The sequence below is a fragment of the Kineococcus lubricus genome (genome assembly GCF_050871965.1).
Lineage (GTDB): Bacteria > Actinomycetota > Actinomycetes > Actinomycetales > Kineococcaceae > Kineococcus.
Genome location: NZ_JBJLSK010000008.1, coordinates 69,805 through 95,729, shown reverse-complemented (window position 1 = coordinate 95,729; position 25,925 = coordinate 69,805). Strand labels below are relative to the sequence as shown.

Sequence of the window (25,925 nt, the reverse complement as noted above, 5' to 3'; positions counted from 1 at the left end):
CCACCCCTACCCGCAGTTCCCCGAGGAGGAGCCATGGGCCTGGTCAAGAAGGCCGCCACCACCGCGGCCGCCGAGCCGAGCGCCGAGCGCCGCGACACCGAGCGGGACCTGGACGGTCTGCTGGCGCAGCTGCGCAGCGTCGACGCCGAGCAGCGCCGCCGGGCCGCCCTGGACCTGGCCGGGGTGGGGGAGGCCGTCCCCGCGCTGCTGTCCGCGGCGCGCGGGGAGCGGCAGCCGGTGGTGCGCGACGCGGTGCTCACCACCCTGGTCGCCCACGACCTGCCGGAGGTCGCGCGCGAGCTCGCCGGCTGGCTCGGCGACGACGACGCCGTCCGGCGCAACGCGGCGGTGCTGACGCTGCAGGCCATGCCGAACGGCGCGGCCGCCGTCCTGGACGAGCTGCTGACCACCGGGGACGTCCGGGTCCGGACCCTGGCCGTGATGGTGCTCAGCGCCCTGCCCCACCCCGGGGTGCCGGACTGGCTGGAGGTCGTCGTGGACGCCGACGCCGACGAGAACGTCGTCGCCGCCGCCGTGGACGCCGCCCAGCAGCTGGAGGACGGCCTGGCGCGGCAGCTGGCCACCGCGGCCGCCGCCCGCTTCCCCGCCAACCCCTACCTGCGGTTCCTGGCGACCCTCGCGGCGGGTGCCCGGTGAACCTGTCCACCACCGGCGCCGTCGGGGGACAGCTCACCGACGCCCAGTTCGCCCGCGTGCGGGAGTGGGTCTACCGGCGCACCGGCATCCAGTTCGGCGACAACAAGCGCTACTTCGTCGACAAGCGCGTGAACTCCTGCGTGCGCGAGCACGGGGGTGACTTCAACCTGTGGTTCGCGTCCCTGCGGGCGGGGGCCGACGAGCGCGTCGCCCAGCAGCTCGTGAACGAGCTGACGGTCAACGAGACGTACTTCCTGCGCGAGGACCACCAGTTCGACTCGCTGGTCCGCACGGTCCTGCCCGGCATCGCCGCGGCCCGGCGGGCGCAGCGCGACGCCACCCCGATCCGCATCCTGTCCGTCCCCTGCTCCACCGGCGAGGAGCCGTACTCCATCGCGCTGCGCCTGCTGTCGGACTGGCCGGGCATCGAGGAGTCCGACGTGGAGATCGTCGCCGCGGACATCGACACCCGCGTCCTGGAACTGGCCCAGCGCGGGGAGTACGGGGCGCGGTCGATGCACCGCGTGCCGCCGGCCCTGCGGAACCGGTTCTTCGAGCGCATCGGCGGCGACCGCCACCGCCTCAGCGCGGACGTGCGCGAGGCCATCGAGTTCACGACCGCGAACATCTGCGACACCGCGCAGATGCGTTCCTTCCGGGCCTTCGACGTCGTGTTCTGCCGCAACGTCCTCATCTACTTCGACGAGATCTCCTCCCGCCGCGCCGCGGAGAACCTCTTCGGCGCCCTGCGGCCGGGCGGGTTCCTCTTCCTGGGGCACTCGGAGTCCATGAGCCGCATCTCACCCATCTTCGACCCCGTCCGGTTGCCGGAGGGGATCGTCTACCAGCGACCCGCGATCGGAGCCACGGCATGAACCCGCTCACCGAGAACCCCGGGGACGGGCAGGACCCCGGACCCGGGTCGCCGTCGCGCGGTCTGGTGCTGGTCGTCGACGACGCGCCCACCGTGCGGATGTACCACGGGGGCGTCCTGCGCGCCGCCGGTTTCACCGTCGAGGAGGCCGCCAACGGCTTCGAGGCGCTGGAACTGCTGCTGGTCAACCGCTACGACCTCGTCGTCACGGACGTGAACATGCCGCACGTGGACGGTCTCACCCTCGTGCGCCGACTGCGGGGGGAGGCCCTGGGCCGTTCCGTGCCCGTGGTCACCATCAGCACCGAGTCCCAGGAGTCCGACGCCGAGGCCGGGTACGCCGCCGGCGCCAACCTGTACCTCGTCAAACCGGTGGCGCCCGACCTGCTGACCCGGGTCGCCGACCTGCTCACCGCACCCCTGCCGTCGCCCTCCTCCGCATCCAGCCCGACCCCCGGGAGCCGGTCGTGACCAACCCCCTGCTCGTGCAGTTCGTCGCCGAGTCGGCCGACCTGCTCGCCGACGTCGACGAGGGCCTGCTGCGCCTGGAGGCCGAACCCGGCGACGGCGAGCTCGTCAACGCCGTGTTCCGCGCCGCCCACACCTTCAAGGGTTCCTCCGGGCTGTTCGACCTGCCCGAGCTGACGCGGCTCACCCACGCCGCCGAGGACCTGCTCGACGCCGTGCGCGCCGGCCGGCTCCCCCTCACCCCGGAGATGGTCGACGCCCTGCTGTGGGCGTTCGACACCGTCCGGCGCTGGATGCCGGTCATCGAGGCCACCGGCCGGACCCCCGAGGGTGCCGACCGCGAGGCCGACACCCAGTCGGCGATGCTGCGGTCCTGGCTGGGCGAGCGGGCCCGGCCGGACGCGGCCCCCGCCGCCCCCGCGGCGCCCGTCGTCGAACCCGTGGACCTGCCCGGCTGGCTGCGGGACCTGCCCACCGGCCACCTGGAGGAGCTGCGGGCGTGGCTGGAGACCACCGGCGCCACCGTGCGCGCGGTGCGGTACGAACCGGACGCGGCGTGCTTCTTCCGCGGTGAGGACCCGCTGAACCTGTTCCGCCAGGTCCCGGCGCTGGAACTGCTGCACACCGCACCCGCGGAGCCGATGGGCGACATCGCCGACGTCGACGAGTACGAGTGCGTGCTGCGCTTCACCGCGCTGACCCGCGCGGCCGTCGGGGAACTCGCCCACGTCTTCCGGTACGTGCCCGAGCAGGTGCAGGTCGTGGAGGTCTCGGCGGGCGCCCTGACCCGGCTGCTGCACGGCGTTCCCGCCGCGGCGGACGCGCCGGACGCCCCGGACGTCCCGGACGCCCCCGCCGGTGCCGGGCTGGACCCGCTGCACGCCCTGCTGCTGCAGGCCCAGTGCCGTCTGCTCTCGCACGTGGGCACCGACCGCGACGACGTCAGCGACGGCCCCCCGGCCGGCGCCGCCCGGGTGCGCTCGGCCGCCGCGGTCGCGTTGCGGATCGCCACCGCCGCGGGCCTGGACACCGCCCCCGGCGTCGCCGGCCTCACCCACTTCCTCCAGACGGGTCTCGCCGGGCCGCTGGTGCAGTGGATCGGCGAGGTCACCGCGGGCGCCGGGACCCCGGCCCCCAGCCTGGCCGAGCAGGAGCGCGGCGCCGCCGCGCCCGCGCCGGGCCCGGTCCCCGCCCCCCGCACCTCCCCGGAGGAGACCCCGGTGGTGCGGGCCGACGCGGCGGCGCCCGAGGACGCCTCCCGCGCCGGGCGGGTCCTGAAGGTCGAGCAGGCCAAGGTCGACAAGCTGCTGGACCTCGTCGGTGAGCTCGTCGTGGCCAAGAACGCGCTGCCCTTCGTGGCGCAGGAGGCCGAGGACGCCGGTTCCCGGGCCCTGGCCCGCCGCGTCCTGGACGAGTACGCCGTCGTCAGCCGGGTCAGCGAGGAACTGCAGCAGGCCGTCATGGACGTGCGCATGCTGCCGGTCTCCACCGCCTTCGCCCGCGCTCCCCGCCTGGTGCGCGACCTGTCGCGCAAGCTGGGCAAGAAGGTCCACCTCGTGCAGGAGGGGGAGGAGACGGCCGCGGACAAGGACGTGATCGAGATGCTCACCGAGCCCCTCGTGCACCTGGTCCGCAACAGCCTCGACCACGGCATCGAGACCCCCGAGCAGCGCGTGGCGGCCGGCAAGCCCGAGGAGGCGACGCTGCTGCTGCGCGCCGCTCCCGACGGCGACGCGGTCCTCGTCGAGATCACCGACGACGGGCGGGGCATCGACACCGACGTGGTGCGGGCCAAGGCCTACCAGCGCGGTCTGATCGACGAGCACGCCCTGGAGAACATGTCCGAGGAGGAGGCGGCCCAGCTCGTCTTCGCCCCGGGTTTCTCCACCGCCGAGGTCATCTCCGACGTCTCCGGGCGCGGGGTGGGCATGGACGCGGTGCGCAGTTCCATCGAGCGTCTCGGCGGCTCGGTCACGACGCAGAACCGGCGCGGGCAGGGTCTGACGGTGCGGCTGCGGCTGCCCCTGACGATGGCCGTCTCGCGGGTCCTGCTGCTGACCGCCGGCGGGCAGCGCTTCGGGGTCCCGCTGGACGACGTGGTGGAGACCGTGCGGGTGGACCGCGAGGAGGTCACCCGCGTGGCCGGGCACCCCGTCCTGGCCCTGCGCGACGAGGTGGTGCCGCTGGTGTCCCTGGGGGCCCTGCTGGGGACCGGCGGGGACCTGGACGCCGAGGCGCTCAACGTCCTGGTGGTGCGCACCGGCACCGGCCCCCTGGGTCTGGTGGTGGACCGCTTCCACCAGAACACCGACGTCATCCTCAAACCCCTGGAGGGTTTCCTGGCCGCGACCCCCGGTTACTGCGGCACCGCCCTGCTGGGCGACGGCCTCGTCCTGCTGGTCCTCGACGTCAAGGAGCTGAACTCCCGTGCCGCTGCACTTCGCTGAGAGCACCGCCGTCCTGAGCGGTGCCGTCGTCGTCGACGACGCCGAGCCGCTGGCGGCCTGGTTGCGCACCACCCCGGCCCCGCGCGCCGACCTGACCGACTGCCGGCACCTGCACACCGCCGCGTTGCAGGCGCTGATGGCGGCCCGGGTCAAGGTCAGCGCCGTCCCGGCCGATGAGTTCCTCAGGGTGTGGGTCCTGCCGCTGCTGCGGGCCGACGCCGCCGAGGGACCCGCCCCAGCTGCCGACACCGCTGCGGTCCAGGACACCGCCCCGGCCGACGCCGCGGTGGACCTCCCCGCGGGAACCCCCGCGGGAACCCCCGCGGAAACCCCCGCGGAAACTCCTGCTGAAACTCCCGCTGAACCCTCCACCGCCCACCCCGCACCCGAAGAGGACCCCCGATGACCACCGTCATGCTCGTCGACGACTCGCCCACCATGCTCATGAGCATCAAGTCCATCCTCACCAAGGAGGGCCTGGTGGTCGAGACCGCCGCCGACGGCCAGGAGGCGCTGGACCGCATCAAGGGCGGCCTGAAGCCGAACCTCGTCATCAGCGACGTGAACATGCCCCGCCTGGACGGCATCGGCTTCGTGCGCGAGGCGCGCCGGGCGGGTCTGCGCTTCACCCCGATCCTCATGCTCACCACCGAGTCCGAGCAGACCAAGCGGGACGAGGCCAAGGCCGCCGGCGCCACCGGCTGGCTCGTCAAGCCCGTGACCGGCGACGCGCTGATGAGCGTGATCCGCCAGGTCGTCCCCGGAGCCTGAGGTGGGTCTGTTCACCAGGAGCCGGGAGGAGCAGCCGGTGCACGCAGGACCGGACGTCGACGTGCCCGCGACCACCGGGGTGCTCGCCCGTTCCGGGCAGCTGCTCGAGGTGCTCGTCGCCCAGCTGGGCGACGTCGTCGACGGGACCGAGGAGGCCGCGTTCGGCCTCATCAGCGAGGTGCAGCAGATCGACGGCGGCGTGGAGCGGATGAGCGCCCTGGCCGACGAGCTGGTGCGCCGCTGCGAGCAGGGCGCCGACGAGGTGGCCCGCCGCACCCGCGAGAACGCCTCCGACGTCGAGGAACTGGTCCAGCTGGTCACCGACCGGGACCGCTCCGTGCTCGACCTGGTCGGGGAGGTGCGGGCCCTGGACCGCGAGGTGGACGCCATCGCCGCCGTCGCGCACGCCACCACCATCCTGGCGCTCAACGCCAAGATCGAGGCCGTCCGGGCCGGTGACGCCGGGGAGGGTTTCTCGGTGGTGGCCGACGAGGTCCGGGAACTGTCGCGGCAGTCGGCCCAGGCCGCGTCCAGCGTGCGCGCCGGGATCACGCGGGTGACGTCGCTGATGGAGCAGCGGCTGGGCAGCGAGACCGGCTCGGCGGGCAGTTCCGAGCAGATCAACGCCCGCCTGGAGGGGATCGCCGCCGCCCAGCAGGAGGCCTCGGAGGTGCTCAGCGCGAGCGTGGGCGCCACCCGCGAGGTCGCCGGCCAGATCGCCGGGGCGGTCGCCGACCTGGGGACGCGCACGACGGCGGCGCTGGCGCAGACCCAGTTCCAGGACATCACCCGCCAGTCCGTCGCCGCGGTCACCGGGGCGATGGAGGAGCTGGGCCGTCAGCTGGCCGTCGTCACCGGCCACCTGCGCGGTGAGGCCGACGCCGAGGCCCTGCGCGCCCTCGACGACGCCGTCGCCGCCCTGCAGTCCTCCTACGTCTCCCAGCGCCAGCGAGCGGTGCACTCCGGGCGCGCCGGCTCCGGGGGCACGGCTCCGGCGCAGCCGGCCACCCCGCTCGTCGAGCTGTTCTGACGGCCGGTCGGTGGCGGCGGACCGCCGCCACCGACCGGGTGCCCTCAGCGCGACGGGCCCCGGTCGCCGCGGCCCGTGCGGGCCCGCGCGGCGTCCACGAGGGCGGCGGCGCTCAGGCCGTCCCGCGGGGCCAGGGCGGAACCGAGGTCGGCGCGCAGCCGAACGGGCCCGCCGGGCAGGTTCACCGGTTCCTCCAGGCTCTCGTGCAGCCGCCGCACGACGTCGCGCACCGGACCGTCGTCGCCGGGCGGCAGGTCGGGCAGGACGAGCAGGAACTCGTTCCCGGCCAGCCGGCCCACGAAACCCTCCGTGCGCACCACCGCCCGCAGGCGCCGGGCGGCGTGGACCAGCGCCCAGTCCCCGGCCTCGTGGCCCAGCCGGTCGTTGAGGGACCTGATGTCCTCCAGGTCGGCGAGGACGACCGCCACCGCGTCACCGGTCCGCGCGCTGCGCCGCAGTTCCCGTTCCAGGTTCGCGACGATCCGCGCCCGGTTGGGCAGGCCCGTCAGGGAGTCGTGGTAGGCCAGGTGAGCGGTGCGCCGCTCGCGCTCGACGCGGTCGCTGACGTCGGACTGGTTGCCGATGAAGTGCGTCAGGCGTCCCGTGGAGTCGTGGACGGGGCTGATCGTGATCTCGTTCCAGAACGGCGTGCCGTCGTGCCGGTAGTTCAGCAGGGTGGTCTGGACGGTGCGGCCGGTCAGCAGGCGCCGCGCGATGACCCGCACCTGCGTGCGGTCGGTCCCGGGGCCCTGGAGCAGACGGCAGTTGCGTCCCAGGACCTGCTGCGCGCCGTACCCGGTCATCTGCTCGAACGCGGTGTTGACGTACACCAGCGGCAGGTCGGGGGCGGTGGCGTCGGCGATGACGATGCCGTTGCTGGCGGTGGCGATGGCCCGGGTGAGCAGCCCCGGCAGCTCGGCCGGGGCCACGCCGCCCAGCATCGACGCGCTGACGCCGTCGGCGGGGCGCAGCGTCACCGTCGTCCCGGCCCGCTCGCCACCGGTGCCCGCCCGCTCGCCGGGCGCGCCGGTCGTGCCCTCCCCGGCGCCGTCCGGCTCGGGGGCGCTGACGTGGACCCTCGACATCAGCACGTTCGCGGCCTCGATCACCTGGTCGCGGTCGTAGCTGAGGACGTAGGTCATGGGCCGCTGCGGACCGGTGCCGGCGTCGAGGCGCGCGGGTGCGGGGCCGTCCCCGCCGGCGTCGCGGGCGGCCAGGGCGGCGGCGAAGTGGGGCGAGACGACCGTCACCACCCACTCCGCGCCGACGGGGTCGTCGTCGGCCAGGGCCCTGCCCCGCACCCCGGGCACGGGGGTGGCCGACATGCCCGGACCGAGGACGGCGGTCAGGCAGGAGACCGCGGCCAGGGCCTCGTACCGGCGGCGGGTGGCGGTGGTGAAGGAGTCGGAGTGCTGGAAGGAGGACAGGACGACGGTCGCCTCGTCCAGCAGCATCGCCTGGCGCTCGACGTGCCGGGTCAGCGCGGCCAGCAGGTCGGGGGTCGTGGGCCGGGTGGCGCCGTCGCGGCGGAGCACGTCGAAGGCGGTGGTCGCGGCCGTGGGCGCGGGCGGGGTCGGCGGCAGCGCCAGCGGCGCCCCCCACCGCGCGGGCGGGGGCCCGGGGTGGGCGAAGTGCCACCCCTGCCCCAGCCGGGCCCCCATCCCCAGGGCCCGGCGCAGGTGCTCCGGCGTCTCGATGCCCTCGGCCAGGACGAGCGCGCCGCTGCGCTGCGCCTCCGCGTGCACGGCGTTGACGATGGCCGCCACGTCCAGCGAGGGGCGGGCCCGCACCAGCGCCAGGTCCAGCTTGACGAGCTGCGGGCGCAGGAACGGCATCAGCGCCAGGGCGGCCGGTTCGGCGCCCACGTCGTCCAGGGCCACCGCCCACCCCAGCTCCCGCACCCGGGCGATCCCGGCCAGCAGCTGCGCGGGGTCGTGCAGCAGGTCCCGCTCGGTGACCTCCACGACGACCTGCACCCCGGGGTCGAGCACGGCCGAGAGCTCGGCCAGGTCCTGGTGCGACAGGGCCCCGAGCGTGGGCGGCTCGACGTTGACGAAGAGGGTCGCCCCGGCGGGCAGGGAGCCGGCCCCGGTCAGGACGCACCGCAGGCACTCGGCGTCCAGTCGCAGCGCGGCGGCGCCGCCGGGGGGCCCGGCGTCGGCGAACAGCCGGGCGGGGCTCAGCTCGGCGCCGTCCCGGCGGGCGCGGACGAGCCCTTCGACGGCGACGACGCGGCCGCTGTCCAGCTCCACGACGGGCTGGTAGACCGCGCGCAGCTCGCGGTGGCCGGCGTGGTCGGGGACCTCGGGGTCGGACGCCGCCGCCATCGCCATCGCCTCACGTCCTCAGCGTCCCGGAGCCTGCACGGACCGCTCCGACTGTAGGGACGCGCCCGTCGCTTGTCGCGGTGATCCACCCGCTGCCCGCCGCGCAGCGCCCGGGGGTCAGGCGAGCAGGTTGACCGTGGCGGTGGCGCCGCAGGCCACGACGCTGACCGGGGCCCACACGGCGCGCTCGACGCGGCTGCGGGTCAGCAGGTCCGGGACCGCCCCGACGGCGAGCAGGGCCACCAGCACCCACAGCGCGGTGGGCAGGCCGTCCTCGGGCAGCGGCGTCCGGACGCCGACGCCGGTGCGGCGCAGCACGAGCAGCGCGGCGGTGGCCCGGAGGAGGGCCGCGACCAGGCTGGTGACCCGCAGGCGCGGGGGCAGGTGGTCGGGGGCGCCGCCGTACGCGGCCCGGCCCCGGGGGACGCCCGCGGCGAGGGCGACCTGGAACCCCGTGACGACGAGCAGGAGCAGGGCGGCGGTGGTGCCGGCGGCCAGGAGCGGGGTCACGTCCGCAGGCTGGGCTGTCGTACCCGCCGGATGCGAGGGAGGACCGTGAACCGGACCGAACTCGTGGTGCCGGCCGTCCTGAGCGTGCGCCCCGCCACCGGGTACGCCGTGCGCGACCTGGTCCACGGCCGGCTCGGCGCCTTCCGGGGCGAGAGCTTCGGGCAGGTCCACCCGGCGATCTCCCGACTGGTGGCCGACGGCTCCGTGCACCCCGTCGAGGGGGGACGCGCGGGGTCGGCGCGGTACGCGCTGACCGCCGCCGGCCGCGAGCGGCTGCTCGCCGGCCTGGCCGGACCCCCGGTGCCGCAGCGCCCGCGCGACGGGACGCTGCTGCGGCTGTTCTTCGGGGACCTGCTGGGGCCCGCCGCCTGCGCCGACCTGGTGCGGCAGGTGCGGGAACGGGCCGGTGAGCGGCTCGCCGTGCTCGCCGCGGCGCGCGCCGAGGTCGAGGGCGAGATCGCGGCCGGGGACCCGCGCGCCCGCTACCGGCTCACGACGATCTCGGCGGGGGAGCACACGGCCCGCGCGGCGCGGGCGTGGTGCGAGGAGACGCTGGCCGCCCTCGCCGGGGAACCGCCCCCGCCGGACCCGCTGGGTACGATCCCGCGGTGACCCCCCGCCCCGTGCCGCCGTCCCCGCCTGCCCGGGAATCGCTGGCCGACTCGGTGCACGCCTCGCTGCTGGCCTGGTTGATGGACGGCAACGCCCGCCCGGGGGAGTCCCTGAGCATCGACGGCCTGGCCCGGACGCTGGGGGTCTCCCCGACCCCCGTGCGGGAGGCGATGGCCCGGATCGAGGGCACCGGCCTGGTCGAGCGGATCGCCATGCGGGGCTACCGGGTCGCGGGGCTGCTCACGCCGCGCGAGGTCGAGGAGCTGATGGACGCCCGGCTGCTGCTGGAGTGCCACAACGCGGCCGCGGCCGCCGCCCGCGTCGACGACGAGCTGCTGGACCGGCTCGCGGACACGGTGCGGCGCATGGAGGAAGCGCCCAAGGGCCCGTCCTTCGCGGACTACCAGGACTACCACCGGGCCGACAACGAGTTCCACCGGCTGCTGAACCGCGCGGGGGGCAACACCTTCCTGGCCGAGGCCTTCGAGGCGCTGAACGGGCAGGTGCAGCGGTTCCGGCTGCGGCTGGTCGGGGACGGTGTCACCGACGCGGAGATGGCGATCGTCGAGCACGGCGCGCTCGTGCGGGCCCTGCGGGAGCGGGACGCCGCCGCGGCGGCGGAGCGGATGCGTGAGCACCTGGAGGCCGTGCGCTCGCGCGCGATCGCGGACAGCGCCGCCGTCGGCCACGGGAGCACGACCGGCTCCTGATGCTCTCCCGAGCCGCACCAGGTCCGCTTGACACCTACATCCTATTGGATGTTCCATTCGCGAGGCGGGCTGGCCCGTCCGAGTGACCTCTGTGAACGATGACGTCTTCAGGAGCAGGCAGTGACCCCACCCACCACCCCGGAGCAGACCCAGCTGGTCGACTCCGCCGTCCGCCGCTCGGTCAAGCGGCTCATCCCGTTCCTCCTGCTGATGTACGTCATCGCGTTCCTCGACCGCAGCAACGTCGGGTTCGCCAAGGAGGAGCTGGAGATCAACATCGGGCTGTCGGCCTCGGCGTACGCGCTGGGGGCGGGCCTGTTCTTCGTCGGGTACGCCGTCTTCGAGGTGCCCAGCAACCTGATCATGCACAAGGTCGGCGCCCGCTGGTGGATGGCCCGGATCATGGTGACCTGGGGCATCATCGCGACCGCCTTCATGTTCGTGCAGGGCGAGACGATGTTCTACGTCCTGCGCTTCCTGCTCGGCGTCGCCGAGGCCGGTTTCTTCCCCGGCGTCCTGCTCTACCTCACGTACTGGTTCCCCGAGGACCGGCGCGCGTTCGCGACCGGCCTGTTCCAGATGGGCCTGCCGCTGGCCAACATCGTCGGCGGTCCGCTGTCCGGTGGTCTCCTGGAACTGGACGGCGCCGCCGGGCTCGCCGGGTACCAGTGGCTGTTCATGGTCGAGGGCCTCATCGCCGTCGTCGTCGGGATCGTCGCGGTGTTCTACCTGACCGACCGGCCCGAGAAGGCCGCCTGGATGCCCGCCGCCGAGCGCGACGCCCTGCTGGCCCGGCTGGAGGCCGACAACGCCGACCGCGCCGCCGTCGGCGGGCACCAGGGCTGGGGCAAGGCCCTGCTCAACCCCCGCGTCCTGTACTTCTGCCTGGTCTGCCTGTGCATCCAGGCCGCCGTCTACGGGCTCACGTTCTTCCTGCCCACCCAGGTCGCGTCCATCACCGGCCGCGAGGTCGGGTTCAAGGTCGGCCTGCTCACCTCCATCCCGTGGCTGTGCGCCCTCGTCACCATCGCGGTCCTGCCGCGGTTCGCCGACCGCAGCGGCCGGCACCGCGAGATCGGTGCCGCGCTGCTGGTCCTGTCCGGCGTCGGCATCGCCGTCTCGGCCGTCGCGGGCAACGCCGTCGTCGCCATCGTCGCCCTGTGCGTCGCCGCGATCGGTTTCGTCACCTGCCAGCCGCTGTTCTGGACCCTGCCCACCCGCTACCTCAGCGGCGCCGCGCTGGCCGCGGGCTTCGGCCTCATCAACGGCCTGGGGAACCTCGGCGGCTTCATCGCCCCGAACATCCGCGTCTGGGCCGAGGAGACCTTCGACTCCACCACCGCGGGCCTGTTCGCCCTCGCCGGGATGGCCGTCCTGGGTGCGCTGTTCCTGCTGGGCACCCGCCTGATGCGTGACGCCCCCGCCGACGCGCCGTCCGACCGGACCGCCGGCGCAGCCCGCTGACCCACCCCCTCGACCACCTGGAGACCACCATGGAGTTCCCCGCCCGCCGCACCGCCGTCGTCACCGGCGTCGGCGCCCCCCGCGGCATCGGCCGCGTCGTGGCCCGCCGCCTCGCGAAGGACGGCTGGAGCCTGGGTCTGGTCGACATCTCCGCCCCCGGCGTCGACGAGATCACCCGCGAACTCGCCGACGCCGGCGCCGAGGTCCACGGCGCCGTCACCGACATCGCCTCGTTCGACTCCGTCGCGGACGCCTTCGCGCGGTTCGACCGCGAACTGCCGCCCGTCGTCGGCCTGGTCAACCTCGCCGGCATCGCCGACCCCACCCCCCTGATGGAACTCACCGTCGAGGGCTGGAACCGGACGATGGCCGTCAACGCCACCGGGTCGCTGCTCATGATCCAGGCCGCTGCCCGCCGGATGATCGAGGTCGGGGTGGGGCGCATCGTGAACACCTCCTCGATCACCGCGGTCGACGGCGGCGGGACGTTCTCCAAGACCTCCTACGCCGCGGCCAAGGCCGCGGTCCTGGGGCTCACCCGCGGCGCGGCCCGTGAACTCGGACCGCACGGCATCACCGCCAACGCGATCCTGCCCGGCCCGATCGACACCGACATCATGGGCGGCGCGCTGACCGAGGAGCGCAAGGCGGGCATGGCCGCGGGCATCCCCGTCGGCCGCGTCGGCACCCCGGCCGACATCGCCGCCATGGTGGCGTTCCTGCTGTCCGAGGACGCCGGGTTCGTCAACGGCGCCAGCTACCAGGTCGACGGCGGCAAGCACATCAACTGACGTCGCCCGCCGTCCCGCACGCCCGCCCCGGTCCCCGGGGCGGGCGTGCGGCGTCCACCGGTGGGTTCAGCCCGGTCCAGCCGGGTTCAGGCGGTGAACACGTACTCGGTGGTGGTGGTGAACTCCTCGCCCGGGCGCAGCACCGAGTCCCCCAGCAGCGGCTGGTTCACCGCGTCGGGCAGCAGCTGGGTCTCCAGGCACAGCGCGTCGCCCTGCCGCACCGGCCGGCCCGCCGTCGTGCGCCAGGACCCGTCGAGGAAGTTCCCCGAGTAGAACTGCAACCCCGGCAGGTCCGTGCGGACGGTGACCGTCCGGCCGCTGCGGGGCCCGGTGACCGCGGCGACCTCGCGCAGCGCGCCGGGTTCGTCCAGGACCAGGCAGTGGTCGTAGCCGCCGGCCCGCAGGAGCTGCTCGTCGGCGTCGCGCAGCCGGTCCCCGAGCCGGGTGGGGGCGCTGAAGTCGAACGGGGTGCCGGCGGTCGCCGCGAGCTCGCCGGTGGGGATCAGGTGCTCGTCGACCGGCAGGTAGCGCGAGGCCCGCAACCGCACGACGTGGTCCTCGACCGGGCCCGCGCCGTCGAGGGCGAAGTAGGCGTGGTTCGTCAGGTTCACCGGGGTGGGGGCGTCGGTGGTGGCGCGGTAGCGCAGGCGCAGGACGACCGCCCCCTCCTCCTCGCGCAGCGAGCACGTGACCGAGGCGTCCAGCGTCCCGGGGAAACCCATGTCGCCGTCGGGGCTGCGCAGGGACAGCCGCACGCCCCGGACCCCGTCGGCGTCCACCTCGGTCGCCGTCCAGACCCGCTGGTCGAAACCCTCCAGGCCGCCGTGCAGGGCGTTGCGGCCGTCGTTCACCGGGATCCGGTGCTGCACGCCGTCGAGGGTGAACCGGCCACCGGCCACCCGGTTCGCCACCCGGCCCACGACCGCGCCCGGGTACCCGGAGGCGGCCTCGTAGGCGGCGACGTCCGGCAGGGCGACGACGGCGTCCCCGAGGGTCCCGGTGGAGTCGGGGACGAGGACCTGCTGCAGCGCCGCCCCGCGCGTGAGCACCGCGGCGCTCGCGCCCGAGGGCAGGCGCAGTTCCCAGCGCTCCACCGGTTCGCCCCGGCGGGTGCGGCCGAAGGGCGTCTTGTGCAACGTTGCAGTCATGGGGGCGATCGTGCCCTACCGCCCGCGCCCGTGCGGACGGAGCCCCGCGCTCAGTCCAGGCGCCAGTCGACGCCCTCCCCGCCCGCCTCGCGCAGCAGCGCGTCCACCCGGCTGAACGGCCGGGACCCGAAGAACCCGCGCGAGGCCGACAGCGGGCTGGGGTGGACCCCCGCGACCACCGGCACCCCCTCCAGGAGCGGAGCGACCTGCTGCGCGTCCTTGCCCCACAGCAGCGCCACGAGCGGCCCGCCGCGGGCGGCCAGCGCGCGGACCGCGCCGTCGGTGACGGCCTGCCAGCCGAGCTTGCGGTGCGAACCGGAGGCGCCGGAGCGGACCGTCAGGACGCGGTTGAGCAGCAGGACCCCCGCGTCGGTCCAGCGCGACAGGTCACCGTGCTCGGGCGGCACCACGCCCACGTCCTCGCGCAGCTCGCGCCCGATGTTGACCAGGCTGCGCGGCAGCGGCCGCACGTGCGGTTCGACGGCGAAGCTCAGCCCGATCGGGTGGCCCGGGGTGGGGTAGGGGTCCTGGCCGACCAGCAGCACGCGGACCGCCTCGAACGGCTGCCGGAACGCGCGCAGCACGTTCTGCGGCGCCGGCAGCCACTCCTGCGTCTCGGCGGCCAGCGCCGCCGAGACCCGTTCGAGGTCCGCGCGCACCGGCTCCAGGGCCCGCGCCCACCCCGGGTCGAGGTCGTCCAGGCCCAGTCCGGCCGGGTCGTGCGGGGTCTGCGGGAAGGGTGGGGGAGCAGTCACGGGAGTGACGCTACGACCGCGCGACGCGCCGTGCGTCGTCGGAGCCGGTGTCGGTACCCCCTCCTAGACTCCCCAGCGTGGTCACCGGTCCGGGGGCCCGGCAGGACGGAGGGGGACACGTGGAGCGGTCGGACGCCGCAGCGCGCATCGAGCGCGACGAGCACGAGCGGGCGGGGGAGCTGCCCGAGGGGCTGAGCCGCCGGGACGCCGAGATCCTCGCCTTTGAGCGCCAGTGGTGGAAGTACGCCGGCGCCAAGGAGCAGGCCGTGCGGGAGCTGTTCGACCTCTCGCCCACGCGCTACTACCAGCTGCTCAACGCGCTCATCGACTCCCCGGCCGCGCTCGCGCACGACCCGATGCTCGTCAAGCGGCTGCGCCGGATGCGCAGCAGCCGCCAGCGCGCGCGCTCGGCCCGCCGCCTGGGCGTGCAGCCCTGAGCGGGCGGGGTCAGCGGCCCCGTCAGCTGGCCGCCCGGCGCGGTGCGCACCGCACCCGGCGGGGCCCGGCCGGCGTCCTGCTCCTCCTCCTGGTCTGGCTGGTCGTCGCGGGCGTCGTCGCGGCCGGTCTCGTCGTGGCCCTGCGCTCGGTGCTCGGGCCGCTGCTGGAGGTCGCCCGGGGTGTCCTGTGAGCGGGGGTGACGTGACGGTCCGGTGAAGACGGCGCACAACCGGGTTCGTCGAACCCTGTCCCACCAGCCCCTCCCCGCACTAACGTGGACCTCGGTCGATCCGTTCGGCGAGCACCACTCCTCCGCGGAGCGCACGTCGTCGTCGCTCACGGCCGCGTGGCCGCGGGCAGCGTGAGACCCGTGCCCGGCGCCCCCCGCGCCGGGGGCGTCTTCCGCTCGCTGCACCACAGGAGAAGCAATGGCTCAGGGCACCGTGAAGTGGTTCAACGCCGAGAAGGGGTACGGCTTCATCACCGTCGACGACGGTGGCGCGGACGTGTTCGTGCACTACTCGGCGATCGTCGCCGACGGGTACCGCGCCCTCGAGGAGGGCCAGCGCGTGGAGTTCGAGGTCGGGCAGGGGCAGAAGGGCCCGCAGGCCGAAAGCGTCCGCGCCCTCTGAGCCGCGCCGGTCCGGGGTGGTCGCCACCCCGGACCGGTCCCGCTCCCGAGGGGCGGGGTGGGTTCGCCGGGGGCGGAACCGGGTGGGAGGGGTTTGCACTCGCACCCCGAGAGTGCCAACATTGGCGTTGGCACTCTCGAGTCGAGAGTGACAACTGCACTCGACCCGGGAGCGAAGCTCCCCGGCCGGTCCGGTGAGGCCTGCGGGCTCCGGGGGACGTGACCCCGGTGCCCCCGGCCGTCCGTCGCGGGCGCCGTTCCGACCACCCACCGCCCGTCTTCTGGGAGGAACACCAGGCATGAGCAAGATCATCGCCTTCGACGAAGAGGCTCGTCGCGGCCTCGAGCGCGGGATGAACCAGCTCGCCGACGCGGTCAAGGTGACGCTCGGCCCCAAGGGCCGCAACGTCGTCCTGGAGAAGAAGTGGGGCGCCCCCACGATCACCAACGACGGTGTCTCCATCGCCAAGGAGATCGAGCTCGACGACCCCTACGAGAAGATCGGGGCCGAGCTCGTCAAGGAAGTCGCCAAGAAGACGGACGACGTCGCCGGCGACGGCACCACCACCGCCACCGTCCTCGCCCAGGCGCTCGTCCGCGAGGGTCTGCGCAACGTGGCCGCGGGTGCGAACCCGATGGGCCTCAAGCGCGGCATCGAGAAGGCCGTCGAGGCCGTGACCGAGCAGCTGCTCGGCGCCGCCAAGGAGGTCACCACCAAGGAGCAGATCGCGGCCACCGCCGGGATCTCCGCCGGTGACGCCTCCATCGGCGAGCTGATCGCCGAAGCCCTCGACAAGGTGGGCAAGGAAGGCGTCATCACCGTCGAGGAGAGCAACACCTTCGGCCTCGAGCTCGAGCTCACCGAGGGCATGCGCTTCGACAAGGGCTACATCTCGCCCTACTTCGTCACCGACGCGGAGCGTCAGGAGACCGAGCTCGAGGACCCCTACATCCTCATCCTCAACTCCAAGATCTCCACCGTGAAGGACCTGCTCCCGCTGCTGGAGAAGGTCATGCAGTCGGGCAAGCCGCTCGTCATCGTGGCCGAGGACGTCGAGGGCGAAGCCCTCGCGACCCTGGTCGTGAACAAGATCCGCGGCACCTTCAAGTCCGTCGCCGTCAAGGCCCCGGGCTTCGGCGACCGCCGCAAGGCCATGCTCGGCGACATCGCCATCCTCACCGGTGGCCAGGTCATCTCCGAGGAGGTCGGCCTCAAGCTCGACACCGCCGACCTCGACCTGCTGGGCCGCGCCCGCAAGGTCGTCGTCACCAAGGACGAGACCACGATCGTCGAGGGTGCCGGCGACGCCGACGCCATCGCCGGCCGCGTGGGCCAGATCCGCGCCGAGATCGAGCGCAGCGACTCCGACTACGACCGCGAGAAGCTCCAGGAGCGTCTCGCCAAGCTGGCCGGCGGCGTGGCCGTCATCAAGGCCGGCGCGGCGACCGAGGTCGAGCTCAAGGAGCGCAAGCACCGCATCGAGGACGCCGTCCGCAACGCCAAGGCCGCCGTCGAGGAGGGCATCGTCGCCGGTGGTGGCGTGGCCCTCATCCAGGCCGGCGTGCTGGCCTTCGAGAAGCTCGACCTCACCGGGGACGAGGCGACCGGCGCGAACATCGTCAAGGTCGCCATCCAGGCCCCGCTGAAGCAGATCGCGATCAACGCCGGCCTCGAGGGCGGCGTCGTGGCGGAGAAGGTCAGCAACCTGCCCACCGGTCACGGCCTCAACGCCGCCACCGGCGAGTACGTGGACCTGCTCGGCGCGGGCATCAACGACCCGGTCAAGGTGACGCGCTCCGCGCTGCAGAACGCCGCCTCCATCGCGGCGCTGTTCCTGACCACCGAGGCCGTCATCGCCGACAAGCCGGAGAAGGCCGCTGCGGCCCCCGCCGGTGGCGACGGCGGCATGGGCGGCATGGACTTCTGAGTCCCGCCGCACCCAGCACCACCTGAACCACCCGCGAGGGCGGTCCTCCACCCGGAGGGCCGCCCTCGTGGCGTTCCCGGGTCCGGTTCGAACGGGCGCGGTGGTCCCGGTCGTGCCAGGTTGGCCAGGACCAGGACGGCCGACGTGGAGGAGCGCACGATGTTCGAACGGCTGAACACGCCCGAGGAGATCTTCAGCTACAAGCTGGGAGCCGCCCTCACCATGGAGAAGGACACCCTCGCCATGCTGGGCGACCTCCAGGACTCCGCGCGCCGCCCCGAGCTCAAGCAGTTGCTCGCCGAGCACGCCGAGGAGACCCGTCAGCAGATCACGGTGATCGAGCAGTGCTTCGCCCTGCTGGGTGAAGAGGTCGACGACTCCCCGTGCCCGGTCACCAAGGCCCTCGCGGCCGAGGCGAAGGCCACCCTCAAGAAGACCGACGACTCCCTCGTCGACGCCGTGATCCTCGCCGGCGCGCTGGAGACCGAGCACCACGAGCAGGCCGTCTACGAGACGCTGCTGATCCACGCCCGCGCCCGCGGTGCCGCCCCCGTCGTGGCGCTGCTGCAGACCAACCTCGTCACGGAGCAGAGCGCGGGGTCGAAGGTCAAGGCCCTGGCCGAGCGCATCGCCACCACCGGGGTCGCCGTGCCCGTCGAGGGCATGAGCGGCGGGGTCAAGGCCGGCATCGCCGCCGGGGTCGCCGCGACGGTCGGGGTGGCTGCCGCGGCGGCGGCCAAGGTCGGCGAGCGCAAGGCGGAGGGTGAAGCCGTGGCCGCGGCGGCGGACTCCCTGGAGCGCGAGCGCACCGCCGGCACCGCCCCGGTCGCCGGTGACGCGGGGGCCGTCCGGGCCGAGGAGTTCAACGACGACGCGCTCGAGGAGCGCATCGTGGAGAGCGAGAGCCGCGCCCAGGCCCAGAGCGACCGGCAGTAGGGCCCCGGCAGGGGTGGGGGACCGAGCGGGCCCTCGACGAGGGGCCCGGCGGTCGCCGGGCTGAGGTCCGCGCGGCTCAGACCACGGCGTCGCGGCGCACGTCGTAGAACGGCACCTCGGCCGCCTCGAACGCCTCCTCCAGCGCGTCCAGCCCCCGTTCCAGCAGGAACCGGCGCTCGCTCTCGTGGACCGGGACCGCCTGCAGCCAGTGCACGTCCAGGTCCGGTTCCAGCGGGTAGCGCGACAGGTGCGCGAAGTTCCCCGGTGCGGTGAACAGCAGGTGCTCGGTGCGCCCGCCCAGCAGGTCCGCCACGATCCCGGGGAACACCGTCCCGGGCGACAGCGGCCACGGCTCACCCACGGCGGCGAACGCCGAGGCGACCAGCAGCCCCGTCGCCAGCCGCTGCTCCACGTCCTGCAGGACGGTCACCAGCTCCACGCGCACGTCGGTGCTGCCGACGACGTTCGGGTACCGGTGCATCGACACCGTCGAGACGGACGTGAAACCCGGCGACGGGGCGTCGGGGGCGGTCAGCACGTCCAGCGACAGCGACTCGTCGCGGCTGAGGAACTCCTCGACGAGGGGACGGCCGTCGGGGATGAGCTGCTCGCCGACGAAGCGCGCCATCCGCACCTCGGCGTCGGTGGGCGGGGGAGCCTCCGGCATCAGGCGGCCACCCGTCCGACGGGGCGGGCCGCGGCGTGGGCCAGGCCCGTCGCCGGGTCCGCGAGCGCCGCGACGGCCCCGTGCAGCCCCGGGTCGATCCAGGTGCCGTGGCCGGCGAGGGCGTCGAGCACGAACCGGGGGTGGGCGGTGAGCCGCTCGGCCAGGGCGAACCCGGCGGCCCGGGTCGTCGCGGCCAGGTCGTCGATCTGCGGCCAGGGCCGTTCGGGGTTGACGTGGTCGGGCGTCAGCGGGGACACCCCGCCCCAGTCGTCGACGCCGGCGGCGAGCAGCTGCTCGCGCTGGCCGGGGTCGGACAGGTTCGGCGGCGCCTGCAGCGACACCCCCGGGCCCAGCAGCAGCCGCGCCACGGCGAGGGTGGCGATGTACTCGGGGTGCTCCAGGTCGGCCTCGCCGCGCATCGCGGTGTCGTCCTTGGCGCGGAAGTTCTGCACGATGACCTCCTGCAGGCCGTCGAACTCCTCGGCGACGTCCACGAGGGCGAGGATCGAGTCGACGCGCTCGGCGTACGTCTCCCCGATGCCGACGAGGACGCCGCTGGTGAAGGGCACCCGGGCGCGGCCGGCGTCGCGCAGGACGCGCAGCCGCAGGTCGGGGTCCTTGTCGGGGGAGCCGTGGTGGACCTGCCCCGGTTCGAGCCACAACCGGCGCGAGGTCGTCTCCAGCATCATGCCCATGGAGGGGGCCAGGGGCCGGGAGGACAGCAGCGCCTCGTGCGTCATGACGCCCGGGTTCAGGTGCGGCAGCAGACCGGTCTCGTCCAGGACGCGGCGGGCCAGGTGCTGCACGTACTCCAGCGTGGAGGCGAACCCGTGCCGGGTCAGCCAGTCGCGGGCCGCGGGCCAGCGGTCCTCCGGGGCGTCGCCGAGGGTGAACAGCGCCTCCTTGCACCCGGCGGCCGCGCCGTCGCGGGCGATGGTCAGGACGTCGTCCTCGGACAGGTATGCGACGGGCAGCCGGCCCGGGACGGTGGCGAACGTGCAGTAGTGGCAGCGGTCCCGGCACAACCGCGTGACGGGGACGAAGACCTTGCGCGAGTAGGTGATCACGCCCGGGTGCCCGGCGCGGGCGAGGGCCTGGTCGCGCACCGGGCGGGCCAGCGCGCACAGCGCGTCGAGGTCGTCGCCGCGGGCGTGCAGCAGGGCCTGCGCGCCGGCGCGGTCCAGGGCCCCGTCGCGGGCGCGCCCGAGCGCGTCGGCGATCGCCGACGGTGCGGGGGCCGGTTCGGGCGGGGCGGCGTGCCGGCGGCGCGGGGCGGGGAGGCTGGTGCTCACGACGGGTCCTCTGCGGGGTCAGGAGTCGGCGCGGACGGGGTGACCGGCGCGCGGGTGGTCGTGCGGGTGGGGGCGCAGCTCGGGGGGCAGGGCGCGCCGCGTGCGCGGGCCCACCCCGAGGGCCAGCGCCTCGGTGAGGTCGGCCAGGGTGTCGACGTCGCGGCGCAGCGAGGGCAGGGCGGCCCCCAGGGGGCGCGCCCCGGCCTCCAGGTGCCGCGCGGCCGAGCCCGGGCCGAACCGGTGCGGGACGTCGCCGTCGCGGTCGGCGAGCAGGACGCTGCCGGTGCCGTCGGCGTCGGTGACCAGGGCGGGACCGGGCACGCGCAGCGCCTCGGCCAGCGCGGCGGCCAGGTCGTGCGGGCGCAGCGCGGGCACGTCGCCCAGCAGGACCGCCGTCGGGCCCCGCTCCAGGCTCGCCAGGCCCGCCTCCAGCGCGCGGTCCAGCCCGGGGCGGCCGGGGCAGACGGTGGCCGTCCCGGCGGCGCGGGCCGCGCGCAGGACGTCGGGGTCGTCGCTGACGCACACCACGAGCCCGACACCGGGCGTGGCCAGGCACGCCGTCAGGCAGTCCAGCGCCATGGCCAGGGCCAGCTCGCGGCGCCCGCGCGGGGGCAGCGCGAGCCGGGTCTTCGCCTCGTCACCGCCCTTGACCGGGACGACGACCCGCCAGCCGCTCACGTGCGTCACCGGGGGAGTCTCCCCCACGGACCCGGCCGGGGGAACACCTACCCTGGCGCGTGTGGAGATCCCCGCGCGGTTGACCGCGCCCGCGCGCCGCGTCGTGCGCACCCGGGTGGGCACCGACCCCCTCGACGTCGCCGAGCACGCCGCGCTGGTGGGCGACGCCGCCGCCGGCGCCGTCGTCACCTTCGCCGGCGTCGTCCGCGACCACGACCACGGCCGCGGCGTGCGGGAGCTGGAGTACGTGGGGCACCCGACCGCCGGGGACGTCCTGGCCCGCGTCGTGGCGCAGGTGTGCGCGGACGCCGACGTGGACGCCGTCGCCGTCAGCCACCGGCTGGGGCACCTGGCGGTCGGGGACGTGGCCCTGGCCGTCGCGGTCTCGGCCGCGCACCGCGGCGAGGCGTTCGCCGCGTGCGCGCGGCTGGTCGACGAGGTCAAGGACCAGCTGCCGGTGTGGAAGCACCAGCACTTCACCGACGGCACCTCCGAGTGGGTGGCCTGCCCCTGAGGGTTAGCCTCGGGCGGTGCTCGAAGCTCTCGCCGTGGCCGCCGCCTCCCCCCGCGCGCTGACCGACGAGCAGGCGGTCGCGCTGCTGGGCGCCGACGGGGAGGACCTGGAGGAGCTGGCCGCGATCGCCGACGGCCTGCGCCGCGAACGGGTGGGCGACGACGTGACGTTCGTCGTGAACCGCAACCTCGACGGCGAGCGGGTCGGCGCCGACCTGCCGCTGGTGCGCGAGCTGGTCGCCGAGGCGGTCGCGCTGGGCGCCACCGAGGTCTGCGTCCAGGGACCGGTGCCGGCCGCGGCCGGCGCCGAGGGGTACCTCGACCTGGTCCGCGCGGTGCGCGAGCACGACGTCCACCTGCACGCCTTCCGGGTGCCCGAGCTGCTGGAGGCCGCGGCCCGCCGCGGCAGCACCGTCGAGGCGTTCCTGCGCGAGGCCCGCGACGCCGGGCTGGGGTCGGTGCCGGGGACGGCGGCGAAGGTCCTCGACGACGACGTGCGGACCGTCCTGAACGGCGGCGTCCCCGACCTGCCCGTCGCGCGGTGGGTGCAGGTGCTGCGCGCGGCGCACGCCGCCGGGCTCACCTCGACCTCGACGCTCGTGCACGGCGGCCCGGAGACCGCGGCCCAGCAGGTGCGGCACCTGCGGCTGCTGGCCGGCATCGGCCGCGCGACCGGCGGCATCACCGAGTTCATCGCGATGCCCTCCCCGCTGCGGCCGCCGTCCGCGCGCGCGACCCGGGCGCTGCACGCCGTCGCCCGGCTGCTGCTGGACGGGGCCGTCGACCACGTGCAGGCGGCTTGGCCCAAGCACGACGCGGACCTCGTCGTGCAGCTGCTGCGCGGCGGCGCCGACGACCTGGGCGGGTTGCTGCTCGACGGCGAGCGCGACCCGTCGGCCGGGCAGGAGGCCGGGACCACGTTGTCGCGCGCGGGGGCCGCGGCGCTCGCGGGCCGCGCCGGTCGGCCGCTGCGGCAGCGCAGCACCCGGTACGGCGCCGTCCCCGCGTGAGCGCGGACGGGGTCCTCGACGTCGCGGTGGTCGGGGCGGGTTTCGCCGGCCTGGGCACGGCGATCCGGCTGGCCCGGCGGGGCCGGGAGAGCTTCGTGGTCCTCGAGCGCGCCGGGCAGGTCGGCGGGACGTGGCGGGACAACACCTACCCGGGGGTGGCGTGCGACGTCCCCTCGCACCTGTACTCGTTCTCCTTCGCCCCCGAGCCGGGCTGGTCGCGGGTGTTCGCCCCGGGGGCCGAGGTGCAGCGGTACCTGCGGGCGCGGGCGGCGGAGGTCGAGGGGTCCCTGCGGCTGGGCTGCGAGGTGCTGGAGGCGCGCTGGGACCCCTCGGGGTGCTGGGTGCTGACGACCACGACGGGGACGGTGCGGGCCCGGGTGCTGGTGGTGGCGGCCGGCCGGCTGACCGAGCCGCGGGTCCCCGACGTGGAGGGTCTGGACGCCTTCGCCGGGCCGGTGTTCCACACCTCCCGCTGGGACCACTCGGCCGACCTGGCCGGCCTGCGGGTCGGGGTGGTGGGGACGGGCGCCTCGGCGGTCCAGGTGGTGCCGGAACTGGCGGGGGTCGCCGGGCACGTGAGCGTGTTCCAGCGCAGCGCGGCGTGGATCGTGCCGCGCGGGGACCGGCCGTTCAGCGCGGACGAGCGGGCGGGTTTCGCGCGCGAACCGGAGGCGGCGCGGCGGGTGCGGGAGGCGACGTTCGCGGAGATGGAACGCGGTCTGGAGGCTCGGCGGCTGGAGCCGGTGGCGCTGGAGGCGTTGCGCCGCAGGGCGGTCGAGCACCTGCGGGCGGCGGTGGCCGACCCGGGGCTGCGGGCGGCGCTGACCCCGGACTACGAGATCGGCTGCAAGCGGGTGCTGCTGTCCGACGACTTCTACCCGGCCCTGACCCGTCCGGACGTGACGCTGGTGCCCTCGGCGGTACGGTCGGCCGGGCCGGGCGCGGTGGTGACGGCCGACGGCGTGCGGCACCGGCTGGACGCGCTGGTGCTGGCGACGGGTTTCCACTCGACGGTGCAGCCGTACGCGCGGCGGGTGCTGGGGCGCGGGGGGACGTCGCTGGCGCAGGCGTGGGCGGGCGGGATGGTCTCGCACGCCTCGACGGTCGTGCACGGTTTCCCGAACCTGTTCGTCCTGGACGGCCCGAACGCGAGCCTGGGGCACAACTCGGCGGTGCACGTCATCGAGAGCCAGATCGGGTACCTGCTGGGGGCGCTGGACCACCTCGCCGCCTCGGGGCGGCCGCTGGAGGTGAGCCTGGCGGCGCAGGAGGAGTACACGGCGCGGATCGACGCGATGGCGGGGGAGTCGGTGTGGCTGCGGGGTGGGTGCCGCAGCTGGTACGTCGACGAGCGCAGCGGCCGGCTGACGCTGCTGTGGCCGGACACGGCCACGGAGTTCCGCCGCCGCAACGGCACGTTCGACCCCGCGCCCTTCTTGTAGGACAAGTAACTCGACTTGTACGATGAGTGCGTGACCACCGCCGATCGCATCCGCCACGTCGAGCTGTCCACCCTCACGCTGCCGCTGGAACGGCCCGTCAGCGACGCCAAGGTCCTCACCGGCCGGCAGCGGCCCATGACCGAGATCGTGTTCCTCGTCGCCACCGTCACCACCGAGCAGGGCCTGTCCGGGACCGGTTTCAGCTACTCCAAGCGCGCCGGCGGCCCGGCCCAGTACGCCCACGCCCGCGAGGTCGCGGCCGACGCGCTGGGGGAGGACCCCAACGACATCGCGAAGCTCTACACCAAGCTGCTGTGGTCGGGGGCCTCCGTCGGGCGCAGCGGCGTCGCGACGCAGGCGCTCGCCGCGATCGACATCGCGCTGTACGACCTGAAGTCCAAGCGGGCCGGGCTGTCGCTGGCGAAGTTCCTCGGCGCCCACCGCGACTCCGTCCGCACCTACAACACCTCCGGGGGTTTCCTGCACGCCCCGCTGGAGGAGGTCCTGGCCCGCGCCGACGAGTCGCTGGCCGCCGGGATCGGCGGCATCAAGATCAAGGTCGGTCAGCCGGACCGGCGCGAGGACCTGCGCCGCGTGAGCGCCGTGCGCGAGCACCTCGGCCCCGACGTGCCGCTCATGGTCGACGCGAACCAGCAGTGGGACCGCACCTCCGCGCTGCGGATGGGCCGGGCCCTGGAGGAGTTCGACCTGGTGTGGATCGAGGAACCCCTCGACGCCTACGACGCCGTGGGGCACGCCGACCTCGCGCGGGCGCTGGACACCCCGATCGCCACCGGGGAGATGCTGTCCAGCGTCGGGGAGCACCTGGCCCTCGTCGAGCACCGCTCGGCCGACGTGATCCAGCCCGACGCCCCGCGCATCGGGGGCATCACCCCGTTCCTGCGGCTGGCGGCCCTGGCCGACCAGGCCGGTCTGGACCTCGCCCCGCACTTCGCCATGGAGATCCACCTGCACCTGGCCGCGGCCTACCCGCGCGAGCCGTGGGTGGAGCACTTCGAGTGGCTGAACCCGCTGTTCGAGGAGCGGCTGGAGACGGTCGAGGGCCGGATGCTCGTCCCGGACCGTCCCGGTCTGGGGTTCACCCTCAGCGAGCAGGCCCGCGCCTGGACCACCGACCGCGTCGAGTTCGGCCGCGCGTGACGACCCGCACCCAGACCCTCGTGGACGCCCTGCGCGCCCGCATCGAGGAGGGTGCGCTGGTCCCGGGGCAGGCGATCGGGTCCGAGAGCGAACTGGTCGCCGAGTTCGGGGTCTCGCGCACCGTCGTGCGCGAGGCCGTCTCCCGCCTGCAGGCCGCCGGGCTCGTGGAGACGCTGCGGGGCCGGGGGTCCTTCGTGCTGGCCCGGCCCAGCGGGCGGTCCTTCGGGGTCGACGTCGGGGGGCTGCGGTCGGCGGCCGAGCGGGCCGAGCTCCTGGAGTTCCGCACGGCCGTAGAGACCGAGGCCGCGGCGCTGGCCGCGCGGCGGCGCACCGACGACGACCTCGCCGCGATCGGCCGGGCGGCGAGCGCCTTCGAGGCGGCCGCGGCGCGCCCGGCCGAGGCCGTGGACGCGGACTTCCGCTTCCACCTGACCGTCGCGGCCGCCTCGGGCAACCGCTACCTCGGCCGGCTGCTGGAGACCCTCGGCGAGCCGATGATCGCCATGCCCGCGGCGCGGCTGCGGGCGGGCGCGGACGGCGGCGGCCCGGTCGAGGCCGAGCACCGCTCGATCGTGGCCGCGCTCGAGCGCGGAGACGCCGAGACGGCGCGGGCGGCGATGCGGGTGCACCTGGTCAACTCCGCGGTCCGCCTCGCCGGCGGGTGA

The 25,925-nt window shown here is 75.0% G+C and carries 26 protein-coding genes and 1 pseudogene; 20 read left to right on the top strand and 7 right to left on the bottom strand.

Going from position 1 to position 25,925, the window contains the following annotated elements:
* Positions 1–33: 33 nt before the first annotated feature.
* Genes ACRYRX_RS08035 through ACRYRX_RS08005 form a run of 7 tightly spaced genes read left to right on the top strand, consistent with a single transcriptional unit; the run spans position 34 to position 6,247 of the window.
* Complete coding sequence (locus ACRYRX_RS08035) at positions 34–657, top strand: HEAT repeat domain-containing protein (RefSeq protein WP_432511318.1); 624 nt, start codon at positions 34–36, stop codon at positions 655–657.
* Entirely contained in the window at positions 654–1,532 is an 879-nt protein-coding gene (locus tag ACRYRX_RS08030; RefSeq protein WP_432511317.1) for a CheR family methyltransferase, read from the top strand. The genes ACRYRX_RS08035 and ACRYRX_RS08030 overlap by 4 nt, the downstream gene beginning before the upstream one ends.
* Entirely contained in the window at positions 1,529–2,002 is a 474-nt protein-coding gene (locus ACRYRX_RS08025) for a response regulator (protein ID WP_432511316.1), read from the top strand. Before ACRYRX_RS08030 ends, ACRYRX_RS08025 begins: the two co-directional genes overlap by 4 nt.
* Complete coding sequence (locus ACRYRX_RS08020; RefSeq protein WP_432511315.1) at positions 1,999–4,446, top strand: chemotaxis protein CheA; 2,448 nt, start codon at positions 1,999–2,001, stop codon at positions 4,444–4,446. The genes ACRYRX_RS08025 and ACRYRX_RS08020 overlap by 4 nt, the downstream gene beginning before the upstream one ends.
* Positions 4,427–4,852, top strand: a complete 426-nt coding sequence (locus tag ACRYRX_RS08015; RefSeq protein WP_432511314.1) for a hypothetical protein — start codon at positions 4,427–4,429, stop codon at positions 4,850–4,852. The genes ACRYRX_RS08020 and ACRYRX_RS08015 overlap by 20 nt, the downstream gene beginning before the upstream one ends.
* Positions 4,849–5,217 carry a response regulator gene (locus tag ACRYRX_RS08010; protein ID WP_432511312.1) on the top strand — a complete coding sequence of 123 codons (369 nt, stop codon included), beginning with the start codon at positions 4,849–4,851 and terminating at the stop codon, positions 5,215–5,217. The genes ACRYRX_RS08015 and ACRYRX_RS08010 overlap by 4 nt, the downstream gene beginning before the upstream one ends.
* 37 nt (positions 5,218–5,254) lie before the next feature.
* Complete coding sequence (locus tag ACRYRX_RS08005; RefSeq protein WP_432511311.1) at positions 5,255–6,247, top strand: methyl-accepting chemotaxis protein; 993 nt, start codon at positions 5,255–5,257, stop codon at positions 6,245–6,247.
* A 44-nt stretch (positions 6,248–6,291) separates the two neighbouring features.
* Here the strand turns inward: ACRYRX_RS08005 and ACRYRX_RS08000 are convergent, their stop codons facing one another.
* Both ACRYRX_RS08000 and ACRYRX_RS07995 read right to left on the bottom strand, forming a co-directional pair.
* Positions 6,292–8,580, bottom strand: a complete 2,289-nt coding sequence (locus tag ACRYRX_RS08000) for an EAL domain-containing protein (protein WP_432511310.1) — start codon at positions 8,578–8,580, stop codon at positions 6,292–6,294.
* Positions 8,581–8,691: 111 nt separating this feature from the next.
* Positions 8,692–9,084 carry a hypothetical protein gene (locus ACRYRX_RS07995; RefSeq protein ID WP_432511309.1) on the bottom strand — a complete coding sequence of 131 codons (393 nt, stop codon included), beginning with the start codon at positions 9,082–9,084 and terminating at the stop codon, positions 8,692–8,694.
* 45 nt (positions 9,085–9,129) lie between these two features.
* Between ACRYRX_RS07995 and ACRYRX_RS07990 the strand changes: the two genes are divergently transcribed.
* The 4 genes from ACRYRX_RS07990 (at position 9,130) to ACRYRX_RS07975 (ending at position 12,661) form a co-directional block, all read left to right on the top strand.
* Positions 9,130–9,696: a PadR family transcriptional regulator gene (locus ACRYRX_RS07990; RefSeq protein WP_432511308.1), complete on the top strand. Its 567-nt coding sequence runs from the start codon at positions 9,130–9,132 to the stop codon at positions 9,694–9,696.
* A complete protein-coding gene (locus ACRYRX_RS07985) occupies positions 9,693–10,406 on the top strand; it encodes a GntR family transcriptional regulator (RefSeq protein WP_432511307.1) in 714 nt (237 codons plus the stop codon). The genes ACRYRX_RS07990 and ACRYRX_RS07985 overlap by 4 nt, the downstream gene beginning before the upstream one ends.
* 120 nt (positions 10,407–10,526) lie before the next feature.
* The gene (locus tag ACRYRX_RS07980; protein ID WP_432511306.1) at positions 10,527–11,870 is read left to right on the top strand and encodes an MFS transporter; all 1,344 of its coding nucleotides are present in this window, start codon (positions 10,527–10,529) and stop codon (positions 11,868–11,870) included.
* A gap of 29 nt (positions 11,871–11,899) precedes the next feature.
* Positions 11,900–12,661, top strand: coding sequence for an SDR family NAD(P)-dependent oxidoreductase (locus ACRYRX_RS07975; RefSeq protein WP_432511305.1), 762 nt, complete (start codon positions 11,900–11,902; stop codon positions 12,659–12,661).
* An 86-nt stretch (positions 12,662–12,747) separates the two neighbouring features.
* On the opposite strand, the gene ACRYRX_RS07970 is transcribed toward ACRYRX_RS07975, so the two are convergent.
* Complete coding sequence (locus ACRYRX_RS07970) at positions 12,748–13,809, bottom strand: aldose epimerase family protein (protein WP_432511304.1); 1,062 nt, start codon at positions 13,807–13,809, stop codon at positions 12,748–12,750.
* A gap of 50 nt (positions 13,810–13,859) precedes the next feature.
* Complete coding sequence (locus ACRYRX_RS07965) at positions 13,860–14,516, bottom strand: uracil-DNA glycosylase (protein ID WP_432511404.1); 657 nt, start codon at positions 14,514–14,516, stop codon at positions 13,860–13,862.
* Positions 14,517–14,710: 194 nt separating this feature from the next.
* Between ACRYRX_RS07965 and ACRYRX_RS07960 the strand changes: the two genes are divergently transcribed.
* The 4 genes from ACRYRX_RS07960 to ACRYRX_RS07945 all read left to right on the top strand — a co-directional run bounded on the left by ACRYRX_RS07960 (position 14,711) and on the right by ACRYRX_RS07945 (position 18,497).
* A complete protein-coding gene (locus ACRYRX_RS07960; protein WP_432511403.1) occupies positions 14,711–15,001 on the top strand; it encodes a DUF3263 domain-containing protein in 291 nt (96 codons plus the stop codon).
* A 429-nt stretch (positions 15,002–15,430) separates the two neighbouring features.
* Complete coding sequence (locus ACRYRX_RS07955; RefSeq protein WP_106212766.1) at positions 15,431–15,634, top strand: cold-shock protein; 204 nt, start codon at positions 15,431–15,433, stop codon at positions 15,632–15,634.
* Between the two features lie 298 nt (positions 15,635–15,932).
* Positions 15,933–17,561 carry a chaperonin GroEL gene (gene groL / locus ACRYRX_RS07950; RefSeq protein WP_432511303.1) on the top strand — a complete coding sequence of 543 codons (1,629 nt, stop codon included), beginning with the start codon at positions 15,933–15,935 and terminating at the stop codon, positions 17,559–17,561.
* Positions 17,562–17,705: 144 nt separating this feature from the next.
* Positions 17,706–18,497, top strand: a complete 792-nt coding sequence (locus ACRYRX_RS07945; RefSeq protein ID WP_432511302.1) for a ferritin-like domain-containing protein — start codon at positions 17,706–17,708, stop codon at positions 18,495–18,497.
* 76 nt (positions 18,498–18,573) lie between these two features.
* Here the strand turns inward: ACRYRX_RS07945 and ACRYRX_RS07940 are convergent, their stop codons facing one another.
* The 3 genes and pseudogenes from ACRYRX_RS07940 to cofC all read right to left on the bottom strand — a co-directional run bounded on the left by ACRYRX_RS07940 (position 18,574) and on the right by cofC (position 21,143).
* Positions 18,574–19,164, bottom strand: a complete 591-nt coding sequence (locus ACRYRX_RS07940; protein ID WP_432511301.1) for a suppressor of fused domain protein — start codon at positions 19,162–19,164, stop codon at positions 18,574–18,576.
* Between the two features lie 11 nt (positions 19,165–19,175).
* Positions 19,176–20,456 (bottom strand): annotated as a pseudogene (cofG, locus tag ACRYRX_RS07935) (7,8-didemethyl-8-hydroxy-5-deazariboflavin synthase CofG); the annotation flags it as partial.
* An 18-nt stretch (positions 20,457–20,474) separates the two neighbouring features.
* Entirely contained in the window at positions 20,475–21,143 is a 669-nt protein-coding gene (cofC, locus tag ACRYRX_RS07930) for a 2-phospho-L-lactate guanylyltransferase (protein ID WP_432511300.1), read from the bottom strand.
* A gap of 52 nt (positions 21,144–21,195) precedes the next feature.
* Between cofC and ACRYRX_RS07925 the strand changes: the two genes are divergently transcribed.
* Genes ACRYRX_RS07925 through ACRYRX_RS07905 form a run of 5 tightly spaced genes read left to right on the top strand, consistent with a single transcriptional unit; the run spans position 21,196 to position 25,925 of the window.
* The gene (locus ACRYRX_RS07925; protein WP_432511299.1) at positions 21,196–21,648 is read left to right on the top strand and encodes a molybdenum cofactor biosynthesis protein MoaE; all 453 of its coding nucleotides are present in this window, start codon (positions 21,196–21,198) and stop codon (positions 21,646–21,648) included.
* Positions 21,649–21,664: 16 nt separating this feature from the next.
* Positions 21,665–22,657 carry an FO synthase gene (locus ACRYRX_RS07920; RefSeq protein ID WP_432511298.1) on the top strand — a complete coding sequence of 331 codons (993 nt, stop codon included), beginning with the start codon at positions 21,665–21,667 and terminating at the stop codon, positions 22,655–22,657.
* Positions 22,654–24,099 carry a flavin-containing monooxygenase gene (locus ACRYRX_RS07915; protein WP_432511297.1) on the top strand — a complete coding sequence of 482 codons (1,446 nt, stop codon included), beginning with the start codon at positions 22,654–22,656 and terminating at the stop codon, positions 24,097–24,099. The genes ACRYRX_RS07920 and ACRYRX_RS07915 overlap by 4 nt, the downstream gene beginning before the upstream one ends.
* A 30-nt stretch (positions 24,100–24,129) precedes the next feature.
* On the top strand, positions 24,130–25,260 hold the full coding sequence (locus tag ACRYRX_RS07910) for an L-talarate/galactarate dehydratase (RefSeq protein WP_432511296.1): 1,131 nt from the start codon (positions 24,130–24,132) through the stop codon (positions 25,258–25,260).
* On the top strand, positions 25,257–25,925 hold the full coding sequence (locus ACRYRX_RS07905) for a FadR/GntR family transcriptional regulator (RefSeq protein WP_432511295.1): 669 nt from the start codon (positions 25,257–25,259) through the stop codon (positions 25,923–25,925). The genes ACRYRX_RS07910 and ACRYRX_RS07905 overlap by 4 nt, the downstream gene beginning before the upstream one ends.